The 24728-nt window shown below is 48.8% G+C and carries 22 protein-coding genes; 9 read left to right on the plus strand and 13 right to left on the minus strand.

Annotation, left to right across the window (positions count from 1 at the left end; translation table 11 throughout):
• Positions 1-129: 129 nt before the first annotated feature.
• Entirely contained in the window at positions 130-732 is a 603-nt protein-coding gene (locus tag B0F88_RS10825) for a glutathione S-transferase family protein (protein WP_104423956.1), read from the minus strand.
• Positions 733-929: 197 nt separating this feature from the next.
• On the opposite strand from B0F88_RS10825, the gene B0F88_RS10830 reads away from it, so the two are divergent.
• From B0F88_RS10830 to B0F88_RS10845, 4 genes are all read left to right on the plus strand, one after another.
• Complete coding sequence (locus tag B0F88_RS10830; RefSeq protein WP_104423957.1) at positions 930-1391, plus strand: hypothetical protein; 462 nt, start codon at positions 930-932, stop codon at positions 1389-1391.
• A gap of 184 nt (positions 1392-1575) precedes the next feature.
• Positions 1576-2313 (plus strand): hypothetical protein, encoded by a 738-nt coding sequence (locus B0F88_RS10835; RefSeq protein ID WP_146083345.1) that lies wholly within the window; start codon positions 1576-1578, stop codon positions 2311-2313.
• A gap of 291 nt (positions 2314-2604) precedes the next feature.
• On the plus strand, positions 2605-3294 hold the full coding sequence (locus B0F88_RS10840; RefSeq protein ID WP_104423959.1) for a glutathione S-transferase family protein: 690 nt from the start codon (positions 2605-2607) through the stop codon (positions 3292-3294).
• Between the two features lie 237 nt (positions 3295-3531).
• Positions 3532-5721, plus strand: coding sequence for a sensor domain-containing diguanylate cyclase (locus tag B0F88_RS10845; protein ID WP_258076624.1), 2190 nt, complete (start codon positions 3532-3534; stop codon positions 5719-5721).
• Between the two features lie 13 nt (positions 5722-5734).
• Here B0F88_RS10845 and B0F88_RS10850 read toward each other — a convergent pair whose 3' ends face one another.
• The 6 genes from B0F88_RS10850 to B0F88_RS10875 all read right to left on the minus strand — a co-directional run bounded on the left by B0F88_RS10850 (position 5735) and on the right by B0F88_RS10875 (position 12838).
• Positions 5735-7765 carry an ATP-binding protein gene (locus tag B0F88_RS10850; RefSeq protein WP_104423960.1) on the minus strand — a complete coding sequence of 677 codons (2031 nt, stop codon included), beginning with the start codon at positions 7763-7765 and terminating at the stop codon, positions 5735-5737.
• Positions 7755-8351 carry a DUF1638 domain-containing protein gene (locus B0F88_RS10855; RefSeq protein WP_104424082.1) on the minus strand — a complete coding sequence of 199 codons (597 nt, stop codon included), beginning with the start codon at positions 8349-8351 and terminating at the stop codon, positions 7755-7757. Before B0F88_RS10855 ends, B0F88_RS10850 begins: the two co-directional genes overlap by 11 nt.
• Before the next feature lie 154 nt (positions 8352-8505).
• Entirely contained in the window at positions 8506-9522 is a 1017-nt protein-coding gene (locus B0F88_RS10860) for a uroporphyrinogen decarboxylase family protein (RefSeq protein WP_258076625.1), read from the minus strand.
• An 8-nt stretch (positions 9523-9530) separates the two neighbouring features.
• Entirely contained in the window at positions 9531-10199 is a 669-nt protein-coding gene (locus B0F88_RS10865) for a cobalamin B12-binding domain-containing protein (RefSeq protein ID WP_104423962.1), read from the minus strand.
• Positions 10200-10210: 11 nt separating this feature from the next.
• Complete coding sequence (locus B0F88_RS10870) at positions 10211-11770, minus strand: ASKHA domain-containing protein (protein WP_104423963.1); 1560 nt, start codon at positions 11768-11770, stop codon at positions 10211-10213.
• Positions 11771-11779: 9 nt separating this feature from the next.
• Positions 11780-12838, minus strand: a complete 1059-nt coding sequence (locus B0F88_RS10875) for a response regulator (RefSeq protein WP_104423964.1) — start codon at positions 12836-12838, stop codon at positions 11780-11782.
• Between the two features lie 300 nt (positions 12839-13138).
• On the opposite strand from B0F88_RS10875, the gene B0F88_RS10880 reads away from it, so the two are divergent.
• On the plus strand, positions 13139-14848 hold the full coding sequence (locus B0F88_RS10880) for a proline--tRNA ligase (protein WP_104423965.1): 1710 nt from the start codon (positions 13139-13141) through the stop codon (positions 14846-14848).
• A gap of 141 nt (positions 14849-14989) precedes the next feature.
• Here B0F88_RS10880 and B0F88_RS10885 read toward each other — a convergent pair whose 3' ends face one another.
• The 3 genes from B0F88_RS10885 to B0F88_RS10895 form a co-directional block, all read right to left on the minus strand.
• On the minus strand, positions 14990-15523 hold the full coding sequence (locus tag B0F88_RS10885; protein ID WP_104423966.1) for a hypothetical protein: 534 nt from the start codon (positions 15521-15523) through the stop codon (positions 14990-14992).
• Positions 15524-15526: 3 nt separating this feature from the next.
• Positions 15527-16051, minus strand: a complete 525-nt coding sequence (locus B0F88_RS10890; protein ID WP_104423967.1) for a hypothetical protein — start codon at positions 16049-16051, stop codon at positions 15527-15529.
• Positions 16052-16173: 122 nt separating this feature from the next.
• Positions 16174-17322, minus strand: a complete 1149-nt coding sequence (locus tag B0F88_RS10895; RefSeq protein WP_104423968.1) for an HPP family protein — start codon at positions 17320-17322, stop codon at positions 16174-16176.
• Between the two features lie 56 nt (positions 17323-17378).
• On the opposite strand from B0F88_RS10895, the gene B0F88_RS19215 reads away from it, so the two are divergent.
• Positions 17379-17654, plus strand: a complete 276-nt coding sequence (locus B0F88_RS19215; RefSeq protein WP_146083346.1) for a hypothetical protein — start codon at positions 17379-17381, stop codon at positions 17652-17654.
• Here the strand turns inward: B0F88_RS19215 and B0F88_RS10900 are convergent.
• The 3 genes from B0F88_RS10900 to hpnH form a co-directional block, all read right to left on the minus strand.
• Positions 17637-18617 carry an MlaA family lipoprotein gene (locus tag B0F88_RS10900; RefSeq protein ID WP_104423969.1) on the minus strand — a complete coding sequence of 327 codons (981 nt, stop codon included), beginning with the start codon at positions 18615-18617 and terminating at the stop codon, positions 17637-17639. The two genes, B0F88_RS19215 and B0F88_RS10900, sit on opposite strands and share 18 nt — an antisense overlap.
• An 11-nt stretch (positions 18618-18628) precedes the next feature.
• Positions 18629-19246 (minus strand): ABC transporter substrate-binding protein, encoded by a 618-nt coding sequence (locus B0F88_RS10905; RefSeq protein ID WP_104424083.1) that lies wholly within the window; start codon positions 19244-19246, stop codon positions 18629-18631.
• 102 nt (positions 19247-19348) lie between these two features.
• Positions 19349-20458, minus strand: a complete 1110-nt coding sequence (hpnH, locus tag B0F88_RS10910; protein WP_104423970.1) for an adenosyl-hopene transferase HpnH — start codon at positions 20456-20458, stop codon at positions 19349-19351.
• 478 nt (positions 20459-20936) lie between these two features.
• Here hpnH and B0F88_RS10915 point away from each other — a divergent pair, with 478 nt between their 5' ends.
• Genes B0F88_RS10915 through B0F88_RS10925 form a run of 3 tightly spaced genes read left to right on the plus strand, consistent with a single transcriptional unit; the run spans position 20937 to position 24723 of the window.
• Positions 20937-22037, plus strand: a complete 1101-nt coding sequence (locus B0F88_RS10915) for a phytoene/squalene synthase family protein (RefSeq protein ID WP_104423971.1) — start codon at positions 20937-20939, stop codon at positions 22035-22037.
• Between the two features lie 11 nt (positions 22038-22048).
• Positions 22049-24007: a squalene--hopene cyclase gene (gene shc, locus B0F88_RS10920; RefSeq protein ID WP_104423972.1), complete on the plus strand. Its 1959-nt coding sequence runs from the start codon at positions 22049-22051 to the stop codon at positions 24005-24007.
• The gene (locus tag B0F88_RS10925) at positions 24004-24723 is read left to right on the plus strand and encodes a phosphorylase family protein (protein WP_104423973.1); all 720 of its coding nucleotides are present in this window, start codon (positions 24004-24006) and stop codon (positions 24721-24723) included. The genes shc and B0F88_RS10925 overlap by 4 nt, the downstream gene beginning before the upstream one ends.
• Positions 24724-24728: the final 5 nt, after the last annotated feature.

Consider the following 24728-nt stretch of genomic DNA (forward strand, 5'->3'; position numbering starts at 1 on the left):
TAACGAGCGGCTATGGTATGACAGCCTTCCTGACAGCGTGGTGTCAGTAGTGTTTACATGTTTGACAATTTCTTAAGCGATCCCGGATCGAACCCTATGCGGCCCAGAATTGCCATCATACTTGTTCGCTCAGGCTGTCCCAATGCCCGGCATGGCGATATAACCGGGTAAGTTTTCCACCCTTTTTAGCCATGCCCGAACCGACGGATAGGCGTCCAGAGCGATTCCGCCTTCCGGCGCCAGCGCTACATAGGGATAGCAGGCAATGTCGGCAATTGTCGCCCGTTCGCCGGCCAGCCAGAGATGGCCGGATAAGCGCTGCTCTAATACCCTCAACCCTTGTTTGCCCAGTGCTTGGGATTGCTCGATGTCCCAGGGTCTGTTGAATTTTTTCGCTGCCCGAGCCCTGGCGAGTCCGTAGAGAATTTCGTTTTGCGACAGACTCAGCCACTGCATGACTTCGGCCATGGCTATGGCGTCAAGCGGAAGCCAGCATTCCCCGCCATAGCGGCGCGCCAGATACAGCAAAATAGCCGACGAGTCCCAGATAACCGTGCCTCCGTCATCCAATACCGGCAGCTGGCCGCGCGGATTCAGTTGTAAGAACGCGGCGGTTTTATTCTCGCCTTGCCCTAAATCGACCGGCGCCGATTCGTAAGCCAATTCGAGCAAGGCGCACAACAATCTGACTTTGTAGCAGTTGCCGGACAGTTCCATATCGTAAAGTTTCATCGTTTGTCCTTGATCATGGTGGATCGATAGTCGTTATTTCACGTCCAGTTGCCGAGGCGTTAACGGCGTAGATCGCTGAATAGTAACTGGGCGCTTTTCTTGTATAAACTAATCGCGCATCCGCGTCAAAAACAATACCGCTGGCATGTCAATTGCTACGGAGTTATCCGTGAATAACCGCATTTGAGGCGTCCCCGATGGAAATCAAGCCCTATACAGCCCTTACAATTATCTCTAGTTCGCCACAACAGCGGCAAGTTTCCGCCGGTGCTACGGAAACATCTGCCGCTTTTACGGCCAGCCTTGCCGACAAGGCCACTATTTCCCAAGCCGCACGAGACCGATTAGCAGAAGAAGCCAAGGGTGAGCGCACCTACGATTTCACCAATATAGCGCCGAACGATATGTTGAACGCCATCAACAGTCTGATAAAAAATGGCGAGATGTCGCTGGATGAATCCAGCTCACTCTTGGCTTTTGCACCGCTGACCGAATTGAATGCCGCGATGGGCAAACCCGGCAGCACAAATCAGCCAATAAATTTATTCTCCGGTTTGGAAAAAATGATTGCCTTTAATAAGTCTATTCATAACGACGCAGGCGCCATTTATGCCCAGAAAGCACTTTCTGCGCTTAAGCGCCTTGACGGTGAGTATTGATAGGTCGATTGCCTTGTGTATGGGGAGGGAATGCTGATTTTCATTGTTGCCTGAATTAACTGGAAAAGTCTTCACGATAGCTTGACCAAAGCAATCATAAGTAAACGAAGTCCCTTGAAACACCAATAATGACGCGCTACAAAATTTCTTGGCGCCATTTTGTAATCAAAATCAGGAGTCTGATATGTCAAATTTAAATGTAAGCAACGCAGCTACTGCTTCAACTGTAACATCGGCAAGTAACACAGCAATGAATGGCCAACAAAAAGTGACTACTGATTTTCAGTCAACCTTGGAAAAAGCAATGCAAGCCGAAAATACAGCACAGACGTCCTCTGATCTCAAAATGAGAATGAAGGATGGCAAAGTCGTTGAACTTAAGAATTATCGGCGTTTAAATTTTGAGCCCGTGACTGTTGAGTCGGTACAAAAAAAGCTAGGCCTTAGCCAAGAAGAGGCGGAAGCGGAATTTGCAAGAATGGCGGCTGAGCATAAAAAATTGTGGGCCGAGCATGACAAACTTGAAAAAGAACATGCGAAAGCAGCGGAGGAAGCAAGTTCACCTGAAGGACAGAAGAAATACCTGATGTCCAAAGAAGTAGAAGCGGTGGCGCGCGATGCTACAGGCAATATAGTTGCAAAGCTCTACAAAGACGGTAGTTTTTTTTGCAGTAACCGGTTAGCTGGGGTTGTAAGTGAATTTTTGGACGGCCGTTCGCATGCGCAAGCCATGCAGAAAATAGCAAAACAACCGAACGTGGTTGTCACTCATTACAAAAGCAAGGTAACGGACTTCGATCTTTTGCCGGAGCAAATTGCTAACGACAGAAAACAATATCTGCTTTATCCAGAGTTCTATCGTGAACATAGGGCTTCAATAGAAGAGGTTATGGCGTTGAGAGAGCGTATTTTGGCCCTTTAAAAACTGATCGTCTGAAAAGGAACTTACAATATTTTCCATTCTCGGCAGCTGTTTTTCCAGTTAAGGGGCGGTCAGTGAGCATTCTAAAAACAGTCGTGCAAAGATTGCATGCCGTCCAACAATCAATACGATATGAGTGTCTGTTTGGCGATTTTTTACATTAAATAATGAAACTTGAACAGTCTGTTTCAGGGGAAATACCCGTCAATATTGACGGACAGCGTTGCACTCTTGCGCGGCCTGCCGAGTTCACGCCGTGCCTCTAAACCTAAACCAAAGGATAATTCATTCATGCTGGAACTCTACATTGCTAACAAGAACTACTCATCCTGGTCATTAAGGCCGTGGGTGCTGATGCGCGAACTCGAAATCCCGTTCGTTGAACATTTAGTGCCTTTCAGCGACAACCAGAGATCAAACGCGTTTCGCACTTTTTCGCCCAGCGGAAAAGTGCCGTGCCTAATTGACGGCGCTACCGTCGTCTGGGATTCATTGGCTATCGCTGAATACTTGGCAGAGAGGACGCCGCAAGTCTGGCCGGCCGATACGACGGCACGGGCTTGGGCGCGCAGTGCGACTGCGGAGATGCACTCGGGGTTTCAGGCCTTGCGTAGTTTCTGCACGATGAATTGCGGCCTAAGAGTACGCATCGACTCGAACTCCCCAGCTTTGAACAAGGATCTGGCTCGGCTCGACGAACTATGGCGCGAGGGTCTTTCCCGTTTTGGCGGTCCGTATCTAGCGGGACAATCATTCACCGCCGTGGATGCGTTTTTCGCGCCTGTCGCATTCCGCGTACAGACTTATGGGCTGTCCATGATTGATGGCTCCCTGCTATACGCCAAGCGCCTGCTGGAATTGCCTTCCATGCAGGATTGGTATGCCGCAGCCCTGAGTGAAACGTGGAGGGACGATGCGCAGGAGGAGACGGCGCGAAATGCCGGAATTTGGTTGAACGATTACCGTGCAATTGATGCGTAGTGTACGATAAATAGGTTAGGCGTCCGGCCGGGTTTGTTGCATCGAATAAAGACACGATTGGGTGTCTCGAAAACTTGTTCCGTCCATGCTCTCCAAATTAACAATTTAAAATCAAAGGGCATATATTTAAAGTCCTTCGACCGCGCTCAGGAGAGCCTTGTCGAACCATGAGCGAAATCAATTTATTCGGCGCTTCCCTAACGAGCCAACACTCTTCATTTTAGAGCCGGTCGCGGCATGAAGTACAGCGCAGTGCTCAGGCATCAGCGCATGTTGAAACGGACTTATGGGCTACAGGACTGGAAAGCCGCGCCGAACGGGTTTACTATTGGCTTGAAGACAGGATGCAGGGGCGTTAATTTAAGCCTCGTTTACACCAAACTCAGGACAGCAGCCGATGAACAACAGGATTATGTACCGGAGCGCCAAGCAATACACAGCCTGTGCAAGCCGATGGTAAACCCTAAAAAACACAGGCTTAGACTTCCGGTATTTTCTACCGGCGGGAAAGTTGTTTTTATTATCTCCCTGTTCGTACTGATTTCGGTATTGCTGGGCGGCATGATTTTTTGGTACGGCAATATTTTCGACGGCGTGCGCTCCTACGTCAGGGGCGAAGGCTTGTGGGCCAAAGCGCAAAAGGATGCCGTATTCTATCTGGACAGTTATTCCTATAATCACGCGGAAACCGATTACAACGCTTATCAAGAAGCCCTAGAGGTCATCAAGGGCGATAAAAACGCCCGATTGGCATTACTGGAATCGCCCCCAAACTACGAAGAAGCCAGAAAAGGCTTTCTGCTGGGACAAAACCACCCGGACGATATCGATTCAATGATCGGGTTCTTTTTAACATTCCAGCGTATTTCCTACATGCGCGACGCTATCGCTACCTGGCAATCCGCCGATCAAACCATCGACGAATTGAAGCGGCTAAGCGGGCAAATTCGAACTGAAATCAACGCACCAAACCGCAATACAGGGAAAATATCCGAATTGAGGCAACGCTTGCAGCATCTCAACGACCGGCTTCATCAGCTGGAAAACCGCTTTTCGCTGATTCTGGGTGAAGGGGCAAGATGGGTCAAACAAACGACATGGCGCATTACCGTGCTGGCACTGCTTATCTTTACCGGTATCGGACTATGGGTCAGCCGTCAGATCATCAAGGGAATCACCAAAGCGGAGCAGCAGCTGACTATCAGCGAATTGCGGTTCCGCAGGCTCAAGGAATCGAATACGATCGGCATTATTTCCTGGAGAATGGACGGCAGTATCGAGGAAGCGAACGATCTGTTTTTAACTATGCTCGGCTATGACCGATCGGATATTTCGGCCGCCGCCATCAACTGGCGGGAGATTACGCCGGTTGAGTTTCAGCGCCGGGATCAACAAGCCGTCAATGAGCTGTTAACACAGGGGCGATGCGAGCCTTTCGAGAAAGCCTTGATCCATAAACAGGGACATTGGGTGCCGGTATGTATTGGCGCGGCGATGCTCGACAACAATCAGGAGCAAGGCGTCGCCTATGTGATGGATCTGAGCGAACATAAAAAAGCGAAGCAGCAGTTACAATTGGCGGCAACGGTTTTTGCCAGCAGCAGCGAGGGGATTTTGATTACCGATTCATCGGCCCACATCGTTTCGGCCAACCAAGCGCTTTGCGCGATGACCGGATACGACGAAAGCGAATTATTGGGCCAGCCTCCGTCGATCCTGCAATCGGGTTATACCGCCGACGAAGACTATAACCGAATGTGGGAATCGCTGAATCAAACCGGCCAATGGCAGGGCGATATTATCGACCGGATGAAAAACGGCGACTTAATACCGATGAGAGTCAGCATTAATCAGGTAAAAAACACCGATAACCAAATCACGCATTATGTCGCCATCATGTCGGATATTTCCGAACACAAGGCAAAAGAAGAGCATTTGCGCCATATCGCTTATCATGACCCTTTGACCGGATTGGCCAACCGGGTGCTGTTCGACGACCGGCTTGAGCATGCCATTAAAGTGGCGGCGCGCAACAACACCCAATTTGCCGTGTTGTTTCTGGACTTGGATAAATTCAAGCCGGTTAACGATCTATTCGGACATAAGGTCGGGGACCGGCTATTGCAAAAAGTGGCCGACCGACTCACCCGCAGCGTCCGCGAAACCGATACGGTCACCCGCTTGGGCGGCGACGAATTCGTCATACTGCTCGAGAATGTCAGCAACCGGGAAATGGTGGAAAAACTGCTTAACCAGATTATCGACACAATAAGCAACGCTTACCGTATTGATGATTACGATATAGAAATTGGCGTGAGCGCCGGAATCGGCCTTTATCCGGGCGATGGAACCGACGCTAAAACGCTGCTGCAGCATGCGGATACAGCAATGTACGAAAGAAAAGGGGCAAAAGGATCGTGCGCTTAAACATCCCTGCCAATTATAAAATGCCGGTATCGCCTAACCATTGAGCAAGCCCTTCAAAATCGAATTGATTGACCCGCTCCGACAACACATCGGCTAACGGCGCATCCAGTGCTTTAACTTGTTCGATTACCGCCAAGCTGTGCTCTATATCCAGGCACATGACCGCTTGCCGCAATTCGGACAGCAGCTCTTCGGGCAACTGCTTCAAGCACTGGCTATACGGCTGAGTCAACAATTGCTCGGCAGCGTTTTTCTCATTAACCGGCTCATCGTAAATAAAACGCACGCCTAAATACGTTGCCATGGCATCGAAAATCTCGGCATCGCGATAGGGTTTACCGACAATGCCGTTGACGCCCGCATTTAAAAACTCCTGCCGTTGTTCCGCAAAAATCGATGCGGTAACTGCAACAATTTTCACTTTACCGCCATCCGGCAAAGCGCGGATTTTTTGCGTGGCCGCCATGCCGTCCATAATGGGCATGCGTCTATCCATCCAAATAAAATCCGGCTTCCAGCGCTTAAATTGTTCTACGCCTTGCTGACCGTTCACCGCTTCCCGCACTTGAAAACCGACCGCTTCCATCAACCTTTTCAGCAACAGCCGATTTTCCAATTGATCCTCGACAACCAGAACGCGGTAAACGGGCTGTCCCGCCGCTAATCCCAGCACTCGCTTACCATCGAAAACGGATTTGTTGATAATCTCCGATTCGCCGACCTTGGCGACGGGCAAGGTCAAGATAAAAGACGAGCCCTTGTCCAATTCACTGGTCACGGTAACTTGGCCACCCATTAATTCAGCATATTGCTTGGTAATCCGCAAACCTAAGCCGCTGCCTTGCTGATCGGATTCCCTGCCGACCTGGACAAAGGTATCGAAAACAAACGGCAGATCCTGCTCGGCAATGCCGATGCCGGTGTCTTTAACCTCGCAGGTGAGTATGCATTGCCCAGTATCGGGCGAGTTTTCAGCCGTTAGGCGCACAATAACGCGGCCCTTTAATGTGTATTTAATCGCATTACCGACCAGATTCAGTAAGATTTGCCGGAATTTTGCCTCATCGCTATTCACAAAGCGCGGAAAACTGGACGATTGGTCCAGCAACAATTCCAGGCCTTTGGCTTCGGCGCGTTCGTGCATCATGTCAATGGTGTCGCGAACTAACGCACCCAGGTCAAAATTACCGTTTTCGATAATCACACGCCCCGCTTCAATTTTCGCCATATCCAGCACATCGTTAATCAGCCCCAGCAAATGCTTGCCGCTGTTGTTAATGATGTTCAGCGTCTCGCGTTGCGTTGGGCTGAGGTCGCTGTCTCTTTGCATCAGCTGAGAAAATCCCAACACGGCGTTCATCGGCGTGCGTAATTCATGGCTCATGTTAGCCAGGAATACACTTTTGGCCCGGTTCGCCGCTTCCGCTTCATTTTTTGCGGCGACTAAGTTCCGCTCGGTTTGCTTGCGAATGAGGATTTCTTGCTGCAATAGATTGTTGACGTGTTGCAGACGGGTGTATCCGAGAATCTCGTTTTTCAATACCAGCGCGGCGTAATTAAAAAACAGCGGCAATTGGCTGTACAAATCGCGCATAGCGATATGCAGACTTTCTATTTTAAACACGCCGATCACTACCGAACCGACTTTGAGCGGATAAATCCATGTATACGCATGGGTAAAAGCCGGCGTCAGCATTTGGGTATCGTTAAAATCATGCTGATATTCGCTGGCGTCGCCGGTGGCGAAAGCGCTGATAACACGCTCGTCATCCGGTTGTTGCAATTGTTTTTTCACGCCATAAACATCGGCATAAAAAATATCGGCATCGATTTTGTAATACAGGACCAAGTTGGCTCCGCCGATGACATCGACAATCGAACGCAACATATTGTCGATGACATTTTCCAAGCCCGAGGCTTCACTCATTTTGCTCATCAACTGCATGACCAGTTGTTGATTGGATTTGTCCAAAGCGAGTTTGGTCGCGCGTTGTTTAAGTTTATTCCACTCGGCAGCGGGGATGGTGATCAGTTCATTGGGCATGCAGGCTATCCAATTTACGGCTGATGGCCGCTTGCAAGACGTTTTCGAGATGATCCAAGCTTACATCGCGCCATTGCAAAGGCAAGTCCAGCATGGCGCTGATGTGCAGGGCTTTTTGGCTAAAATCGCCGGATTGCGGCGTGCGCAGGCACAACAGGTAACGGTGCTGGTCATGAAAAATATCGCGGATTACATCGATATTCGAGCCGAAGGTTTTGGCAATAACGGCATCCCAATTGCGCGCCCAGTCATCCAATAAAAAGTACGCGCCTTGAGTCAGTTCCCGATTGAATTCTTCCGCCCCCAGCAGCATTTCGATGCAGTTTTGTCCCGCTGTTCGCAGAGTGCGCGCCTCATTCAGCATAGTATCCATTCCCGGATGGCAGGCCCCGTAAAAGACAATGGTTTGTTCATCCGCATGCCTGGCTAAGCCTGTGTGTAAAGCGCCGGCCAAGCCTTTGAAGTCAATGTGCAGAGAAGCGGGCAGAAAATCCGTTGCCAACGGCCAGTTATTTTTTGCAATTAAATAACCGACTTCTTTTTGCAAAATGCCGCAGCCGACCAGGCTCAGTGTTGATGTTGACATATACAATTTCAGCCGCAGATCGACAGATAAGGCGAAAGGCACAGGGCTAAAGGCGAAAAAATCCGAGCGTCAACACGCCCGCCCTTAGTCTTTCGTCTTTCGCCTTTCGCCTCACTCTTGATAATGTCCATCCGCGTAATCCGTGGCCGAACAATTAACATTGCCCAAACTCATAAACAGTATCCAACATTGCCCGAATATTGCGTTCAGGAATTTTGTACGGCATCAGGATCGTGCCGAAAAGGAATTTACCGCCCGCCATGCCCGCCTCCAACATGCGTTTCACCTCTTGCCTGATTTGCTCCTCCGACCAATCAATCAGCTTAATGTCATTGATAACGCCGCAGGTCAGGCCGCGGCCGTTGATGATTTGTTTTCCTGCCGCAATATCATCCAAAGGGCTTAAATAATAAGTCTCGATGCCGATTTGCGAAATAATGGCTTCTATGACCTGATTAAAACGCGCCCCGCCGCAGTAATAGACGATGCCTTGCGTGCCTGCGCTTAAATCCTGTTTCATCCACGGTATGCCCGTTTTGATGATGTATGGCAGCGGCACAAAATCGGTGGAACCGAACGGGTTGGCGTAAACGATCACATCGACGCCCAATTCCCTCAATGCGGCGATATGACGCTGACAAAATAAGGAACATTTGGCCAATAGCTCATCGCGCACTTCCGGCGGTCCCATGAACAATAACTCAAACCATTTATCCATGCCCATTAATAAGGCGGGCAATGCCATAGCGGCGGTCACATAACCGCAAATCGGATAACGCCCGCCCACTTCCCGCTTCAGGATTTGCAGGCATTTCAGTTCCTCGACAAAAACGGGGTGATGAGTAATATCGTCAGGAATTTCCAGCCGGTGAATATCGTCATAAGACTGAATGACAAAATGCTCAACATTCGGCGGGCCGTCGGGCGAAAACAAAATCTTTCGACAGCCCAATAATTCCGCCTCCTTGCCGACATAAAACAAGCTCCATACGTTATCGTAACCGTATTTCTCGCGCATTTTCAGTTGCCCTTCGGCAACGTATTCACCGCTTTGATAATAATCGTACAAAGAAACCAAGCCCAGTTCTTTAGCGCCTTGATCCAGCAAATTGCAAAACACGGGAATCCGATCCGCCTTTTCGCCCTTTATTGCCGCGACCAATCTATCCATTCCAGTCATCATTTGTGCATCCCCTCGATTAAATCTTTAATGACTTTTCCTGCTGAAATACCGTCGCTTGCCCAAGCGTCCGCCCGGACAACTTTATAAAGTTCCGTATCCCATGTGTAAGGCGCGCCGCCGACAATGATTTTAATGCGGTCTTCTAATCCGCGTTCTTTGAGCAATTGCCGTACTGCAAGACAGCCCCGTTCACTGCGGGCTGTATGCACCATCATCGAAGAAATGGCGATAATGCCTGCGTCATGTTCCAGCGCGGCAGCGACAAAGCGCTCGGCGCTGACATTAACGCCTAAATCAATCACATCAATCATCAACGAACGCAAACAGCCGCTGACAATGCGTTTACCCAGCGTGTGCAGATCAGCATACGATGTGCCGATGACGACACGGCCAATGGTTTCCGGGCTTGTTTGAAACCGCGCGACCATTTCGTCGGTGACTTGCGAGGCGATTTGAGAAGCCATGAAATGCTGGGCGAGATTGGCGTCAAAATCTTCGCTGATGGCTTTAATCATCATTTCCATCGAAGGAATCACCACTTTAAAAACAATCTCCTCGGGCGTAACGCCTTGGGCGATTGCGTCGTGAATGACCTCGAACGCTTTATCTCGATCCGTATCGAAAACGGCTTCGCTATAAGCTGCGATAACTTTTTCCAGCATCATAAAACTCTCGGTTAAGCTAACAGCATCGGCTGCAAATAAAGATTATCGACAAAAACATCTTCATATCCGTCAACTTGCGACAAATTAACTATTTCAACGCAACGCTTCAATTCATTTAACTGCTCATCCCGATTAGAACTTGAAAGCAATTGCTCGCATCCCATTAACGCCGTATTGCCGCACAATTCGACTCTTTCAGGCGCGCAATCGGGCAATAAACCTATGGCCTGAGCCTGTTGAATATTTAGAAACCGCCCAAAAGACCCCGCAATGCACAACCGGGTTAAATCCGCCGATGTCGCGCCTGCGATGCCAATCAGTTTACTGATACCGGCTCCTGTGGCCGCTTTGGCGCGCTGAAAAATATCAATATCCTGTTTTTTAACAGTAACACGATAATTCAGATTGACTAACTCGATTTCCAATTCCGAATCCGCCTGAACAAAGCGGCCGTTTTTTTTCAGTTGTCCCGATGCCAGCAGGCATGCCATCACATCGCATAAGCCCGAACCGCATAATCCTTTAATCTCGCTGGTATCGTTTACTGTACCGATTAATTCACCGCGAAACTCGCCTGTCGCGGCGTCATAATTAACATGACTAATCGCGCCCTGCTCGGCGGCAACGCCGCAGCTAATGCCGCAACCTTCAAACGCGGGGCCGCCGGGAACTGACGTGATCCATAATTTGTTCCGATGCCATAAAGCCATCTCGGTGTTGGTGCCAAAATCAACAAACAACGCACTCCCCTCACTCTGCGCTAAACCCACAGCCAATAAGCCAACTAACAGATCGGAACCGACAAAACCCGCTACGGGCTGAACGACGGAAATAGGAATTTGCGTTTGCCCCAATGTCGAAAAATCTAAGGAGCAATCGATGGCTTGCGTCCAGTACGCCGGCTGTAATAATTGCTCAACATGCTTGTTCGCCAACAACACCAACATCGCGGTATTGCCGACCAGCAAGATTTCGGTAATGCTCAATTGATTAGTGTCTGCCCACTCCGTGAGCACACTCTCCACCGTGTCCTGTATCAGCTCGCTCATCGCCGTCCCTGCGGCCTTATCCGTCGCAGCGGCGTTCAAGCGGTTGAGTATGTCCGTGCCGTAATAAGCTTGCGGATTAAATCCGCAATAGCCTGCAATACGGCGTCGATGGACGCTATCCCATAGGCTGATTCGCAACTGCGTTGACCCCAAATCGACTGCCGCAGCATACCGGGCATTAGCCGCCAGTGGCGAATGCACGGTCAAGTTATCCAACGCATCGATAGCCAGCGGATTAATCAGGGTAACGCTTGCGTGGTCAAACAACCTGATTTGACAGGCCAGACGGATGCCTTGAGCGATCTGGCCGGCGCTAAGCCGCCGATGTTCATACTGTGTCAGCTCGCCGGTCCGGCCCTGGTCGATACGCACCAGACACAGGCCGCATGTACCCTTGCCCTGACACGCTGACCGTACCCGTGTATGTTCAGACATCGCCAACAATTTGAATACGTTGGCAGAGGATGTAAAGGGAATATCGGCGATGTGTTGATGGTTTAAGGCAACGGATAGTATGGGCATTTTGCTCGGCTATTCAGCTGTCGTATATTTGTTTCGGATAACGATAAAGTCATCCAAATGGTCAAAAAACAGCGTAACCATATCAGGGTCAAAATGCCGGCCGCGTTCTTGTTGAAAAATCTCTAAAATCTCTTCCAAACTCTTCGACGGCTTATAACAGCGCATAGCCCCCAGTGCGTCGAACACATCGGCGACCGCGGTAATGCGCCCGGCCACGCTGATTTCTTCGCCTTTAATGCCATAGGGATAGCCGGTACCGTCCCATTTTTCATGATGTTCCAGCGTAATCGTCGCGGCCAGTTTAAATAGGGGGCGTTGCGACACACTGAGCATCTGATAACCCAAATGGCTGTGCGTTTTCATGGTCGCCCATTCTTCGTCGGTCAACGCTCCCGGCTTATTCAAAATGCTGTCGGGAATAGCGACTTTACCGATGTCGTGCATGGAAGCCGCCTGTTTCATCAGGTCTAACTGTTCAAAACCGTATAATTTTGCCAATAAATACGAATATTCGGCGACACGTTTTACATGCTGCCCCGTTTCGTGCGAACGGGTTTCGCAAACCTGCCCCATCGTAAAAATAAGTTCTTGCTGGGTATCGATGATTTCCTGATTCAAGCCCTCGATTTCGCGAATGCCCAGCACTATTTGCGCTTCCATGTCGTCTTCATAGGCTTTTAAACGCAAATGGGTGGCGACCCGGGCTTTTACTTCTTCAAATTGAAAAGGTTTATTAATGTAATCGAGAGCGCCCACATTAAAGGCCTGGATTTTATCGGCAACATCATTTAAGGCGCTGATAAATAGCACAGGAATATTCTTGGTTTCAGGATTATTTTTTAACGCCGCGCAGACCTCATAACCGCTCATTTCAGGCATTTTAATATCCAGCAGGATCAAGTCCGGCTTTTTTGCCGCAACCGCTTGCAGGGCCATAGCGCCGTTGCTGGCGGGGCGTACTTTATAGCCTTCTTCTTTCAAAAGCGTCGATAATAGCTGCAAATTCGCCAATGTATCATCGACAATTAAAATATCCGCTGCGTATTCCAAAGGTAAACCTTTAACCATAATCTTAGTAAGCCTAAAAATTTTTTATGAAAAATAACACGTAGCGCGGAAACAATAAACCAACTTGATGAATCAATATTTTTCCAAAAGCAAAAAACCTTCATTTTCGTGAGCGATTGACAACCTCACGTCAAATTGTCTGACAAGAATGGCGCGTTAAAGCCCCCATACTGTAAATAAATGCCGATAATAATATCGGCAACAAACCGGCCGCCTGAATTGATTACGATAACGGGATGACTAAACCGGCATTAAATCGGTAAAATAGCGGTTTTTCATTGTCCAGCTCCTTAAAACATAATGCGCACTACTCAATTCCCGCTCAATACCGTTAAAGAAACGCCTGCTGATGCCGAAATAGCCAGCCACCAACTGATGATCCGCGCCGGCCTGATCCGCAAACTGGCCGCCGGTCTTTACACTTGGTTGCCCTTGGGACTGAGGGTCATGCGCAAGGTCGAAAAAATCACCCGCGAAGAAATGGAAAAAACCGGCGCGCTGGAAGTGTTGATGCCCGGCCTGCAACCGGCCGAACTGTGGCAGGAAACCGGACGCTGGGAACAATACGGCCCGGAACTGGCGCGGTTAAAAGACCGTCATGACCGCGATTTTTGCTTAGGGCCCACTCACGAAGAAATCATTACCGATCTGGCGCGCAACGAGATCAAAAGCTACAAGCAGCTGCCGATCACTTATTATCAAATCCAATCCAAATTCCGCGACGAAATCCGTCCGCGTTTCGGTGTGATGCGTTCGCGCGAGTTTATCATGAAAGACGCCTATTCCTTTCATTTGGATCATGAATCGTTGCAACTCACTTACGATGCGATGCATCAGGCTTATACCAACATCTTTAATCACTTAGGTCTAAAGTTTCGCGCGGTAGTCGCCGATTCCGGCTCTATCGGCGGTGCGGTATCGCATGAATTCCATGTATTGGCCGATTCCGGCGAAGATGCGATTGCGTTCTCAACTGGCAGCGGCTATGCGGCCAATGTTGAAAAAGCCGAAGCGGTGATGCCCGCAGGTTCTCGCGGCGCAGCTACCGAAGCGTTGACGCTGGTTGACACGCCCAACCAGCACAGCATCGAAGAAGTCTGCGGTTTTTTAAACATCCCCGCCACGCAATGCCTTAAGACTCTGATCGTTAAGGGCGAAGAAGACACGTTGGTTGCGCTGCTGTTAAGAGGCGACCATAACCTTAATGAGATTAAAGCGATAAAAATCGACGGCATCGCCTCTCCGCTCGAATTCGCCGGCGACGAGCAAGTCCTCAGCGCCTGCAACTGCAAACCCGGCTCTATCGGCCCAATAGGCTTGAACATCAAGATCATCGCCGACCGTAGCGTGACCTTGATGTCCGATTTCGTTTGCGGCGCGAATCAGGACGGCAAGCATTATAAAGGCGTTAACTGGGAACGCGATTTGCCTGTACCGGACCACATTGCCGATCTTCGCATGGTGGTCGAAGGCGACCCCAGCCCCGACGGCAAAGGCCAAATCACGCTGGCTCGCGGTATCGAAGTCGGCCACATCTTCCAGCTGGGCACCAAATACAGCGAGGCGATGAAAGCCGGCGTCATCAACGAAGGCGGCAAAAACCAGATTATGACTATGGGCTGTTACGGCATCGGCATTTCCCGCGTGGTCGCAGCCGCGATCGAGCAGAACCATGACGATAAAGGCATCGTCTGGCCGGCCAATCTTGCGCCTTTCCAGGTGGCGCTCTGCCCGATGAACATGCACAAGTCCGAGCGCCTGAAAGAAGCCTCGGAGAAGTTGTACCAAGACTTGCTGGCTGCCGGAATCGATGTATTGTTCGATGACCGAAAAGTCCGCGCCGGTTTTATGTTTTCCGACATGGAACTGATCGGCATCCCGCACTGCATCGTGGTAGGCGATCGCGGCCTCGATTCCGGCACGGTTGAATACAAGGCCAGAACGGCCGAGACAAACGAGGAAATCCCGTTTGCGGAGGTTATTGATTTCTTAAAGGCTAAGCTGGCTTAAAAATTGGCAATTGTTCACCACGAACGACCGCACGGATGCGGGAGGTAGAGCAATGCAGGAGCAATTGCCGAGACACAAAGTTTTTATCTTAAGCTTTTCTTCGTGAACTTCGTGTCTTCGTGGTTGATCATTCAAATTTAATTATTGCCACTGAATCAAATTCAGCGTCCTTTCCGGCAGATTTTCCGTAGTCTCACCTTCCAGATGCAAGCGCGCATCTTCATGGACGGTCGTCATAAACCGGATTAGCTGCATCTCGTGCTGCATTTTCTGTTCAAAATCCTCCGCTTCCCACATTTTATTCAGCAAATATTTCGCATGATGATGAATGGTAAAGGCGACCGCCTCAGGCAGATGGGTATAGCTGGCCTGAATTGAAGATTTGAGCTGATCCAGCGCCGCCAGGTACTGTTTATAATCCTTAACATCCTGCTTGCACTTGGTTTTAAACATCGACAGTTCGGCGTCATGTTTGGTCTTCAGCAAACTTATATCGTGCTCCAGCTGTACGCTTTTCTTTTTTAATTCGGCTTCCAGGGCTTTTTCGGCCAGGACGCGGGCATGCTTGAGCTTGGTCTGGTCGCCCTGATTAGCCAGCCGCCATTTCAGATTTTTATCTTTAACCGAATGAAGCAGACTAACCGCATTTAAAACCCAGTTTTTTACAAGAGTCATAGGCTAAACAAGGTCGGATATTTGTTGCTGCAATTTTAACAATGCCTCGATGTCCTGCCGGTTGCGATGGCGGGCATTGTCTTGTTGCAGTTGCCGGTAAGTCGTTTCCGGCAATTTGGTTTTATTCGACAACAGATCCTTGTCGATGGCTTTGGACAACAACCGGATGTGCTTGCGGTTGTTAAGCTTTAACAGGCGTTCTCTGCTGAGTTCATTAAAATACTTTATTTGTTTTGTTTTGAAATAAAACAAGCGCTTAACCTGATCTTGTCTGGCCTGCCTAAACCATAGCCGACGCTGTACCCGCTGTTTGGCCGAAAAATAATCCAAAACAGAACGGGCGGTTATTTTAACAACACCTAATAACCCGGCGATTATCAACACCGTAAACGCGCTTAACAGCATCGCAGCTCCCAGCATGGTTAATGCACCCGGCAAGCCGGACACGGCCAACCACGACAACAGCTCTACCAATAAAAACACCGGTAATGAAGCCAGAACCAACAACAGGGAAATTCTAATAATCAAAATAAACGCCGGAAACTAAGAAATCTGCCTTTGTAGAGGTACTGAGTATTGTACTTAACTTTTATCCCAACCGGAAAAATCAGCAACACGGCGCATCTTCAGTCATCGAAACGAGGTCCCCGCTATCCCTGACTGACCACCGCAGCCAATTGTTCATCATAAAGCGCGGCGATTAAATTGGCCTGATAAACCATGCCTACCAAGCGATTTTCACCGTTGACTATCGGAATCTGCCGATAGCCTTGGGTAGACATCAATGAAACAAGGTCGGCGATATGGGTGCATTCAGGCAGCACGACAACCGACCTGCTCATCATGTGACCGACCGACTCCGGTTTATCGGTCGATATATCCGGGGTACGCCGTATAAATGCCCGGAATTTATCCTGAAACCTGTCATAAGGTCTCAGGTCAATAAACTTAAAGAAATCATTCCAGGTGATAATGCCAATCACCCGCCTGGCCCTGTCAATAACCGGCATCGCCTTGAGTTTTTGCTTATGCATGATATTCCAGGCTTCCTCGACTTCCGTCCCGTATTCGACGGCCGGCACATCCCTGAGCATAATGTCCGCACAGGTAATGCAGCCCTTAAAGCGCTTAAAGCTTCGCGCCTCTGCGTCGGCAAGCAGTTTGCGCAGATCTCCCGACGAAACATCCATGAACATGTCCATGCTTTCCAGCGCCAGCGTCAAATCCTGGTCCGAAATACCGGTTTGCTGGGTAGATTTATCAATAGCATCCGCACCGGGAACTGTTGGATATTGATGCCGCAACACCCAGCGATTAATGACTATCGCCATCGCCAACAGGATCAGCGCATTCAAGCCCACCGGCATTAGGACAAAACCGTAACCCAAAGAAGTATCGAACAGAATCGGTGCAATCGCGGTCGCAGCACCGGGAGGATGCAGGCAACGCAGCAACAGCATCGCAAAAATGCTGCCGCCAACGGCACATGCCGAGGCTGTTGCCGTATCGGCAATCCACTGGGCGCATGCGACGCCGATAATAGCGGAAACCAATTGCCCGCCAAAAAACGGCCAAGGTTGCGCCAACGGACTGTGCGGCATAATAAACAGAATAATCGCAGAAGCGCCCATCGAGGCAACGATAACGGGCTGAGCCAAGCCCATGCTTAATTTCTGCGTAAGCAAAGCCATAATCAATATGGCGCTGAAACCGGAAGCAACAGCAAGGAGCTTGCCTTTAAAACTTAAGTTTACCGGATCAACAATAAGAAAACGAAGGAACCGACTGATATTCACCATTAAACTAGACTACCTCGTGCATTGAAAACGTTCTCGGCCTGAACCTGGAACCAAGTATGCGCCCTTTGGCAAGTGACCGTATTTTATTAATGGAAGATTTTACCGGCAGGGACCAAAGCGGGCGGCGAATTATTCGAATAAAGACTGCAACGGCAGAAGAGCCGATTTTGTGGGCTGCTGGATTTTATGGCCGGAAAAGAAAAACTAATGGATTGCGAAATCGATTCTTTATTACCTTATTAAGGCGAAAGGCGCAAAGCGAAAAAACAAACTCCCGCTCTTCTTTGCCTTTCGCCTTATACCGTTCGCGGTTTTTACCTACGCTTTTTTGATTTTCTAAAGTTATCTACCTTGGTGGCGGCCTCTTCAAACGACTTGGCGGTATCGTCAAACGATTGGGCGACGCTGCTAAATGACTGTGAGACTTGCTCAAACCGCTTAGTCTCCGGGTCCAGACGCAGAGCAAAACCCGGCTCGTTACTTGAGACTGCATCGCCAGACGATTTTTTCCCCGAAGCTTCGCCTTTGTCGCCGCCCAACTCATCTTCAAAACCGTCTACATCCGAATACGCCTCAGCCTTTCCGTCCGTCGCCAGGTTATTACGCCATTGCAAGAAGGATTCGCGCGTAAATACATAAGGGTCTAACGCGGCTTCATCGATGAATTTCAATGCGCCTTCCGCACTGGCTCGCGCATTCAACATAGAGACCAATTGCACCGGCAAACCCACATAACTGGAAGGATTTGCCGCCGTATCAAATACCGCCCCCGGGATACCGCGAGACGTTGACGGGCCTAAAAAAGGCAGCACCAAATAAGAGCCTTGAGGCACACCCCATACCGCTAAAGTCTGATCAAAATCCTCTTCATTTTGTTCCAGTCCCACATGTTTAGCCACATCAAACAGGCCACCCAAACCTACTGTGGTGTTGATCGCAAGCCGCCCGGTATCTTCAGCGCTTTGCGAAAATTTAGCCTGTAAGACATCATTGATTACCACATTGACATTCTTCAGGTTATTAAAGAAGTTGAACACACCCGTTTGCATAAATTGCGGGGTTATCCATTTATAGGCATTTGAAATAGGCTCAGCTACATAATTATCAACGTGATCATTAAAAACAAACATTTTCCTGTTGAAGTTCTCATAAGGATCAGTCTTGTTCGCTACGGTTGGCTGGTCAACGACTTCTGTTGTCGCACAGCCGCCCAACGCGATGCTGGCCCCAATCAGTATGCTTGAAAATGTGTGCCGCATTTTAATGCTGCGTTTGCCATTGCATGGTCTGTTCATTGGCATAAAACCTACTGTTTTGAATAATTATCAATTTTTTCGTTAATCTTGGCCATTAAAGCATCAAAACCTTCGCGCTGTAAGATGGTGGTGTATTCCGATCTTTTCAACGCCAAATCGCTCACACCATTGGCGATAATATTGATAATCCGCCAGCTGCTGCCCTTTTCCTTTAACATGTAATCGAATTTAACCGGCTTGTCGCCAGGAATAACCAGATGAGAATGCAAAACAACGCCGCCTCTTGTCGTTTCTTCTTCCGAATCGAATACAAATGATTCACCCGAATAATCTTTAAAGTTGTGCGCATAAGAAGCGATACTTAATCGGCTGAATACGTCGACCAGCTTTTGTTGTTGCTCCTCGGATAATTTCTCCCATTCCTTACCGACAACAATGCGGGCGATTTTATTCAGTTCGTGACTGTTGGAAATAGGATCTTTTAGTTTTTCATACCTTCCGGCATAACCTAATTTTTTGCCTTCCTTCATCACATTGATCAGGTCGGCCTGAAATTTCTCTACTACTTGCTTTGCGGTTGCCGCACCTTCGTCCATAGCAAAAGCGCTCGTTGTCCCAAATAAAAAGAACGCAAATGCAATAGCTAACCTCACACTTTTGAAAACCATAATCAAAAAACCTCGAAACACCAATATGTATTTGAATCAGGCAAAAGGTGAAAAACCGGCTCCCTTTAGCCTTTAGCCTTTAGCCTTTAGCCTAAGTAAATTTTAATCGACAATCTCTACTCTGACAGGAATGCCCGCGATAGTTGACGACAATTTTTCTTTTGCATACTCAGGCGTAGCCTCAGGCACCATCTCACCCTCGGTTTTTGGGCCTCTAAGAGATGTGAGCAATGCCTTCACCGGATGCGCCAACATATCTTCAACAGCTGTCGCCTCATAACCGCAATGCGCCATGCAACTCGCGCATTTTGGGTTATTGACCGTGCCGTATTTGTCCCAAGGCGTGGTATCCAGAAGCTCCTGAAAACTCGACACATAACCTTCATCAGCTAATAAATAGCAAGGTTTTTGCCAGCCGAACACGTTACGAGTTGGATTTCCCCAAGGCGTACAATCGTAATTTTGATTACCGGCCAGAAAATCCAAATATAGCGTCGAATGGTTTAATTTCCATTTGCGGTTTTTACCGATTTTAAAAATGCCGCGGAATAAGTCCTTGACGTCGCTGCCTTTAATAAATACATCCTGCTGGGGAGCATGTTCATAACTGAAGCCGGGGGCAATGGTGACGCCCTCTACGCCCAGCTCCATCGCATAATCCAGGAAATCGGCAACTTCTTGGGAGCTTTCGCCTTGAAACAGGGTGCAATTTACGGTGACCCTAAAGCCTTTGTCCAGAGCCAGTTTTATGGCTTCAACGGCGCGCTCAAAAACGCCTTCCTGACAAACGGATGTATCATGCCGCTCTTGCATCCCATCCAAATGGATTGAAAATGTCAAATAAGGAGACGGCTTATAATCGTCAATTCTCTTTTTCAACAAGAGTGCATTGGTACACAGGTAAACGAATTTCTTCCGCGCAATAATACCCTCAACGATTTGCGGCATTTCTTTATGGATAAGCGGCTCCCCGCCCGGAATAGACACCATCGGCGCATCGCACTCGTCTACAGCCTGCATGCATTCTTCAAATGAAAGACGCTTATCGAGAATATCATCAGGGTAATCGATTTTACCACAGCCTGCACAGGCCAAATTGCAACGAAACAACGGCTCAAGCATCAGTACCAAAGGATATTTTTTAACCCCTTTCAACTTTTGCTTAATCAAATAACTGCCTACAGTTAACTGCTGACGTAAAGGAACTCCCACGAGCAAACCCTCCAAAAAACTTCGATAAACTTAATGGCGCACATATAAATATAAACGCCCTGAAACCACACACTGCGAAACGACAAACCTGTACCAATAAAGCAACAAGCCGACAATATTCACCAAAATACAACTACCTACTACTTTTGAACGGCAGAAATCAAGGCATATTGACAAGCCTGTTATATAATACAATCGCTTATCTATTGTTGACTAGAATACTATCTTTTAACTGACGACTCCAGTTTTATAGTGTGCATGTGCAAATATCGACGTAGAGCGCCACTTATTGCCATCAACATAAATATGACAAAAAATCATATAACAAATTGTTTTTAATTATAAAAAACAATTTTCAACGACTACAGGGTTATCATATTTGCAACAAAACAACATTGCTTTGCAAAATACCAACAAACAGTCTATTATTGCCTGCAATTACCCTAAATTAAACTTGTAGGCCGGCATTAAAAATATCATGAGTGAAACTCAAATATCTCTGGATAACCCAAAATCGCTCAGCCAATGTTCTGACGATGAATTTCAAGCTCTCTTACTTGAGGGTGTCTCCAGAACATTTGCGCTGACCATTCCCCAATTGCCGGAAAAGTTATACGGTGCAGTCGCCAACGCTTATTTGTTATGCCGTATTGTCGACACCATAGAAGACGAAGTCTCCCTGTCCCCCGAACAAAAAAAATATTTTTGCTCCGAGTTTATTCAGATCGTAAAAACCGGCATCAATTCAGAGCCGTTTGCCGTGGAACTTGCACCATTGCTGTCCGCTCAGACGATTCCCGCGGAGCACACCTTAATTCATGTATTGCCGCGAGTTATCCAAATCACCCACAAATTTGATCCCGATCAAATCGAGGCGCTGGCCACCTGTGTAGAAACCATGGCTGAAGGCATGCCGATCTTCCAAGCCCAGGATCTGCATGGCGGCCTTGAAACACTCGCCGACATGGACAGGTATTGCTATTACGTTGCCGGTTGCGTCGGTGAAATGCTGGCCAAGCTTTTTTGCCATTACTCACCGGAAATTGCACAACACAAAGAGGAATTGCTTACCCTTTCGGTGTCCTTCGGCCAAGGTCTGCAAATGACCAACATATTAAAGGATATTTGGGACGATGCCGGACGCGGCGTTTGCTGGTTACCTCAGGATATTTTCACCGAAACGGGGTTTGACCTTAAAAAGCTGACACCGGAAACTAATGACGAAAGCTTCAGAAAGGGCTTGGAACACTTAATCAGCATTGCTCACGGCCATTTGCATAACGCGCTGAAATACACGCTGTTGCTGCCCAGCCATGAGACCGGTCTCCGCAACTTCTGTCTTTGGGCATTGGGCATGGCTGTTTTAACCTTGAAGAAAATCAAGCAAAACCTGGATTTTACCGATTCCGATCAAGTCAAAATCACCCGCAACAGCGTTAAAGCGACTATTTTAGCGACCCGATTAACAGGACGTAGCAACACCATGTTGACCTTACTTTTCAACCTGACAAGTCGTGAACTCAAAACGCCCGACTGGACATATTCAACACCATCCTCAAAAGCCAAGATAAAACTTTAAGGACGTAACTTATGTTTAATGAAACCAATTCAGAAATAAATACCGGCAGCCACATTTCGAGTTCATCGAACACTGTTAATAATTATTCATTGGATCTCAATCGAGCCATTAACAAAGCGCAGGATAAATTATTAAGCCTGCAGGACAAAGACGGTTATTGGGTATTCGAACTGGAAGCCGACTGCACGATTCCATCCGAATACATCATGATGATGCACTATCTGGGTGAAATTGATGAGTCGCTGCAGGCCAAAATAGCCAACTACTTAAGATCACGCCAATCCGAAGACGGCAGCTACCCGCTGTTTACCGGCGGCCCCGGCGACATCAGTTGCAGCGTTAAAGTTTATTATGCGTTAAAAATGGCCGGCGATGCTATCGACGCGCCGCATATGGTCCGTTTAAGAAGCTATATCCTCAGCCAGGGCGGAGCGGCAAAAGCCAACGTCTTTACCCGTATTGCGCTGGCGACCTTCGAGCAATTGCCTTGGCGCGGTGTTCCGTATATTCCTGTCGAAATCATGCTGTTCCCCAGCTGGTTTCCGTTCCATCTGGACAAAGTAGCTTACTGGTCAAGAACCGTTATGGTGCCGCTGTTTATTCTTTGCACTTTAAAAGCGACGGCAAAGAACCCCAACAACATCAATGTGCTGGAGCTTTTCGTCACTCACCCCGATGAAGAAAAACACTATTTCCCTGAAAGAACTCTGTTAAATAAACTTTTCCTGGGCCTGGACAAACTGGGCCGGGTAACGCGTCCGTTAATCCCGAAAAAAGCGCATGAATTGGCGATTCAAAAGGCCAAAGACTGGTTTATTGAACGCCTGAACGGCGAAGACGGCCTGGGCGGAATTTTTCCGGCGATGGTCAACGCTTATGAAGCCATGCTGTTGCTGGGCATGCCTAAAGATCATGAACATGTCGTCACCGCGCGTAAAGCCATAGACAAATTACTGGTCGTCAATGAGCATGACGCCTACTGCCAACCTTGCTTGTCCCCGGTTTGGGATACGGCGCTGGCCGCACTGGCCTTACAGGAAGCCGACAAGGCGGGCAACAGCCAAAACCTGACTCGCGCTTACGACTGGCTTAAAAGCAAACAGCTATCTGACGAGCCCGGCGACTGGCGTATTTCCAAGCCAGATTTGGCAGGCGGCGGCTGGGCGTTTCAATTTGAAAATCCGCATTATCCCGATGTCGACGACACTGCAGTCGTGGCTTTCGCGATGGCGGAATCGAACGTGCCCAACCTGGACGAATCGATACACCGGGCAACCCGCTGGATAGTCGGCATGCAATCCAAAAATGGCGGTTACGGCGCGTTCGATGTCGATAATACTTACTATTATTTGAATGAAATTCCTTTTGCGGATCACGGGGCGTTATTAGACCCCCCTACAATCGATGTCAGCGCGCGTTGCGCGATGCTGATGGCCAGAGTGGCTCAGGATCACGCCGAATATTTGCCGGCGTTAGAGCGCACTATCGAATACATCCGTAGCGAACAGGAAGCTGACGGTTCATGGTTTGGCCGCTGGGGTACTAACTATATCTACGGCACTTGGTCGGCACTGCTTGGCCTTGAGCAAACCAGCCTGCCTAAAACCGACCCAATGTACACCAAGGCCACAGCATGGCTGAAAAGCGTACAGCGCGGCGATGGCGGCTGGGGCGAAGACAACTACAGCTACCACGATGTAAGCCATAGCGGAAAATATCATTTCAGCACCGCATTCCAAACAGCCTGGGCCGTTTTAGCATTGATGGCGGCCGGTGAAGCTCACAGTCCCGAAGTGAAAGCGGGTATCGATTTCATCCTGCGCAACCAGAAAGCGGATGGCGTATGGAACGATGAATGCTTTACCGCTCCTGGCTTCCCCAAGGTTTTCTACCTCAAATACCACGGTTACGACAAGTTCTTCCCGCTATGGGCGCTGGCTCGCTACCGTAACGAGCTCCTCAGAAAGTGATCACCGGCATTGTTGTAGCTTTGCCGGAAGAACTCAGCACCCTGACCTCAAAAAAAATTGATAAAGGGTGCTGTGTTTTTATTACCGACGCAATCGTCCTCGTCTATGCCGGCGCTGGCCCGGACAATGCCCGCGCGGCATCTGAGTTATTGATTGCACAAGGCGTCACCAAACTGATCAGCTGGGGTTGCGCGGCCGCCCTCTGCGAAACACTAAAACCTGGCGATCTGGTCCTGACCGATACGCTGATAGATATCGAGTTGCTTGAGATCAGCATTCACGCTGAATGGCACAGCCATACCCATAACTTGCTGTCATCCCATCTACCGGTCCACACCGGCAGTTTAGCCGAAAGCAAAGGCATCGTAGCAACCGGCAGGCAAAAAAAGCACCTATACGCACATACCGGGGCAATCGCATTGGACATGGAGAGCATCGCCATAGCCAAAGTCGCCCGGAAAAACAACCTGCCTTTTTTAGCGATCCGCGCCATCGCCGATCCGGCTCACATGGATTTGCCCAAAGCCATCAATCATTCGCTTAATGATCACGGCGACATTGTTTTGCGTAAATTGTTATTGTTTATCGTGCTCAACCCTTCCGAATTACCGGGACTTATAAAACTGGGCCGACATTTTAATGCCGCCAAAAACACGTTAAAATTGATTGCCAAACAGCTCCATCATTTGACCGCATTAGCCAGCCACGAGCAATAAACAGC

The sequence above is a fragment of the Methylobacter tundripaludum genome (assembly GCF_002934365.1).
In the GTDB taxonomy this organism is placed as follows: Bacteria; Pseudomonadota; Gammaproteobacteria; order Methylococcales; family Methylomonadaceae; genus Methylobacter_A; species Methylobacter_A tundripaludum_A.

Excerpts from the sequence above, each read along its gene's own strand:
- B0F88_RS10880 (WP_104423965.1), top strand. The coding sequence starts at position 13,139 with ATGCGCACTACTCAATTCCCGCTCAATACCGTTAAAGAAACGCCTGCT.
- B0F88_RS10885 (WP_104423966.1), bottom strand. The coding sequence starts at position 15,523 with ATGACTCTTGTAAAAAACTGGGTTTTAAATGCGGTTAGTCTGCTTCAT.
- B0F88_RS10900 (WP_104423969.1), bottom strand. The coding sequence starts at position 18,617 with ATGAACAGACCATGCAATGGCAAACGCAGCATTAAAATGCGGCACACA.
- B0F88_RS10905 (WP_104424083.1), bottom strand. The coding sequence starts at position 19,246 with ATGGTTTTCAAAAGTGTGAGGTTAGCTATTGCATTTGCGTTCTTTTTA.
- B0F88_RS10870 (WP_104423963.1), bottom strand. The coding sequence starts at position 11,770 with ATGCCCATACTATCCGTTGCCTTAAACCATCAACACATCGCCGATATT.
- B0F88_RS10845 (WP_258076624.1), top strand. The coding sequence starts at position 3,532 with ATGAAGTACAGCGCAGTGCTCAGGCATCAGCGCATGTTGAAACGGACT.
- B0F88_RS10825 (WP_104423956.1), bottom strand. The coding sequence starts at position 732 with ATGAAACTTTACGATATGGAACTGTCCGGCAACTGCTACAAAGTCAGA.
- B0F88_RS10915 (WP_104423971.1), top strand. The coding sequence starts at position 20,937 with ATGAGTGAAACTCAAATATCTCTGGATAACCCAAAATCGCTCAGCCAA.
- B0F88_RS10875 (WP_104423964.1), bottom strand. The coding sequence starts at position 12,838 with ATGGTTAAAGGTTTACCTTTGGAATACGCAGCGGATATTTTAATTGTC.
- shc (WP_104423972.1), top strand. The coding sequence starts at position 22,049 with ATGTTTAATGAAACCAATTCAGAAATAAATACCGGCAGCCACATTTCG.
- B0F88_RS10895 (WP_104423968.1), bottom strand. The coding sequence starts at position 17,322 with ATGGTGAATATCAGTCGGTTCCTTCGTTTTCTTATTGTTGATCCGGTA.
- B0F88_RS10860 (WP_258076625.1), bottom strand. The coding sequence starts at position 9,522 with ATGGATAGATTGGTCGCGGCAATAAAGGGCGAAAAGGCGGATCGGATT.
- B0F88_RS10830 (WP_104423957.1), top strand. The coding sequence starts at position 930 with ATGGAAATCAAGCCCTATACAGCCCTTACAATTATCTCTAGTTCGCCA.
- B0F88_RS10835 (WP_146083345.1), top strand. The coding sequence starts at position 1,576 with ATGTCAAATTTAAATGTAAGCAACGCAGCTACTGCTTCAACTGTAACA.
- B0F88_RS19215 (WP_146083346.1), top strand. The coding sequence starts at position 17,379 with ATGCGCCCTTTGGCAAGTGACCGTATTTTATTAATGGAAGATTTTACC.
- B0F88_RS10865 (WP_104423962.1), bottom strand. The coding sequence starts at position 10,199 with ATGATGCTGGAAAAAGTTATCGCAGCTTATAGCGAAGCCGTTTTCGAT.
- B0F88_RS10850 (WP_104423960.1), bottom strand. The coding sequence starts at position 7,765 with ATGCCCAATGAACTGATCACCATCCCCGCTGCCGAGTGGAATAAACTT.
- B0F88_RS10855 (WP_104424082.1), bottom strand. The coding sequence starts at position 8,351 with ATGTCAACATCAACACTGAGCCTGGTCGGCTGCGGCATTTTGCAAAAA.
- B0F88_RS10840 (WP_104423959.1), top strand. The coding sequence starts at position 2,605 with ATGCTGGAACTCTACATTGCTAACAAGAACTACTCATCCTGGTCATTA.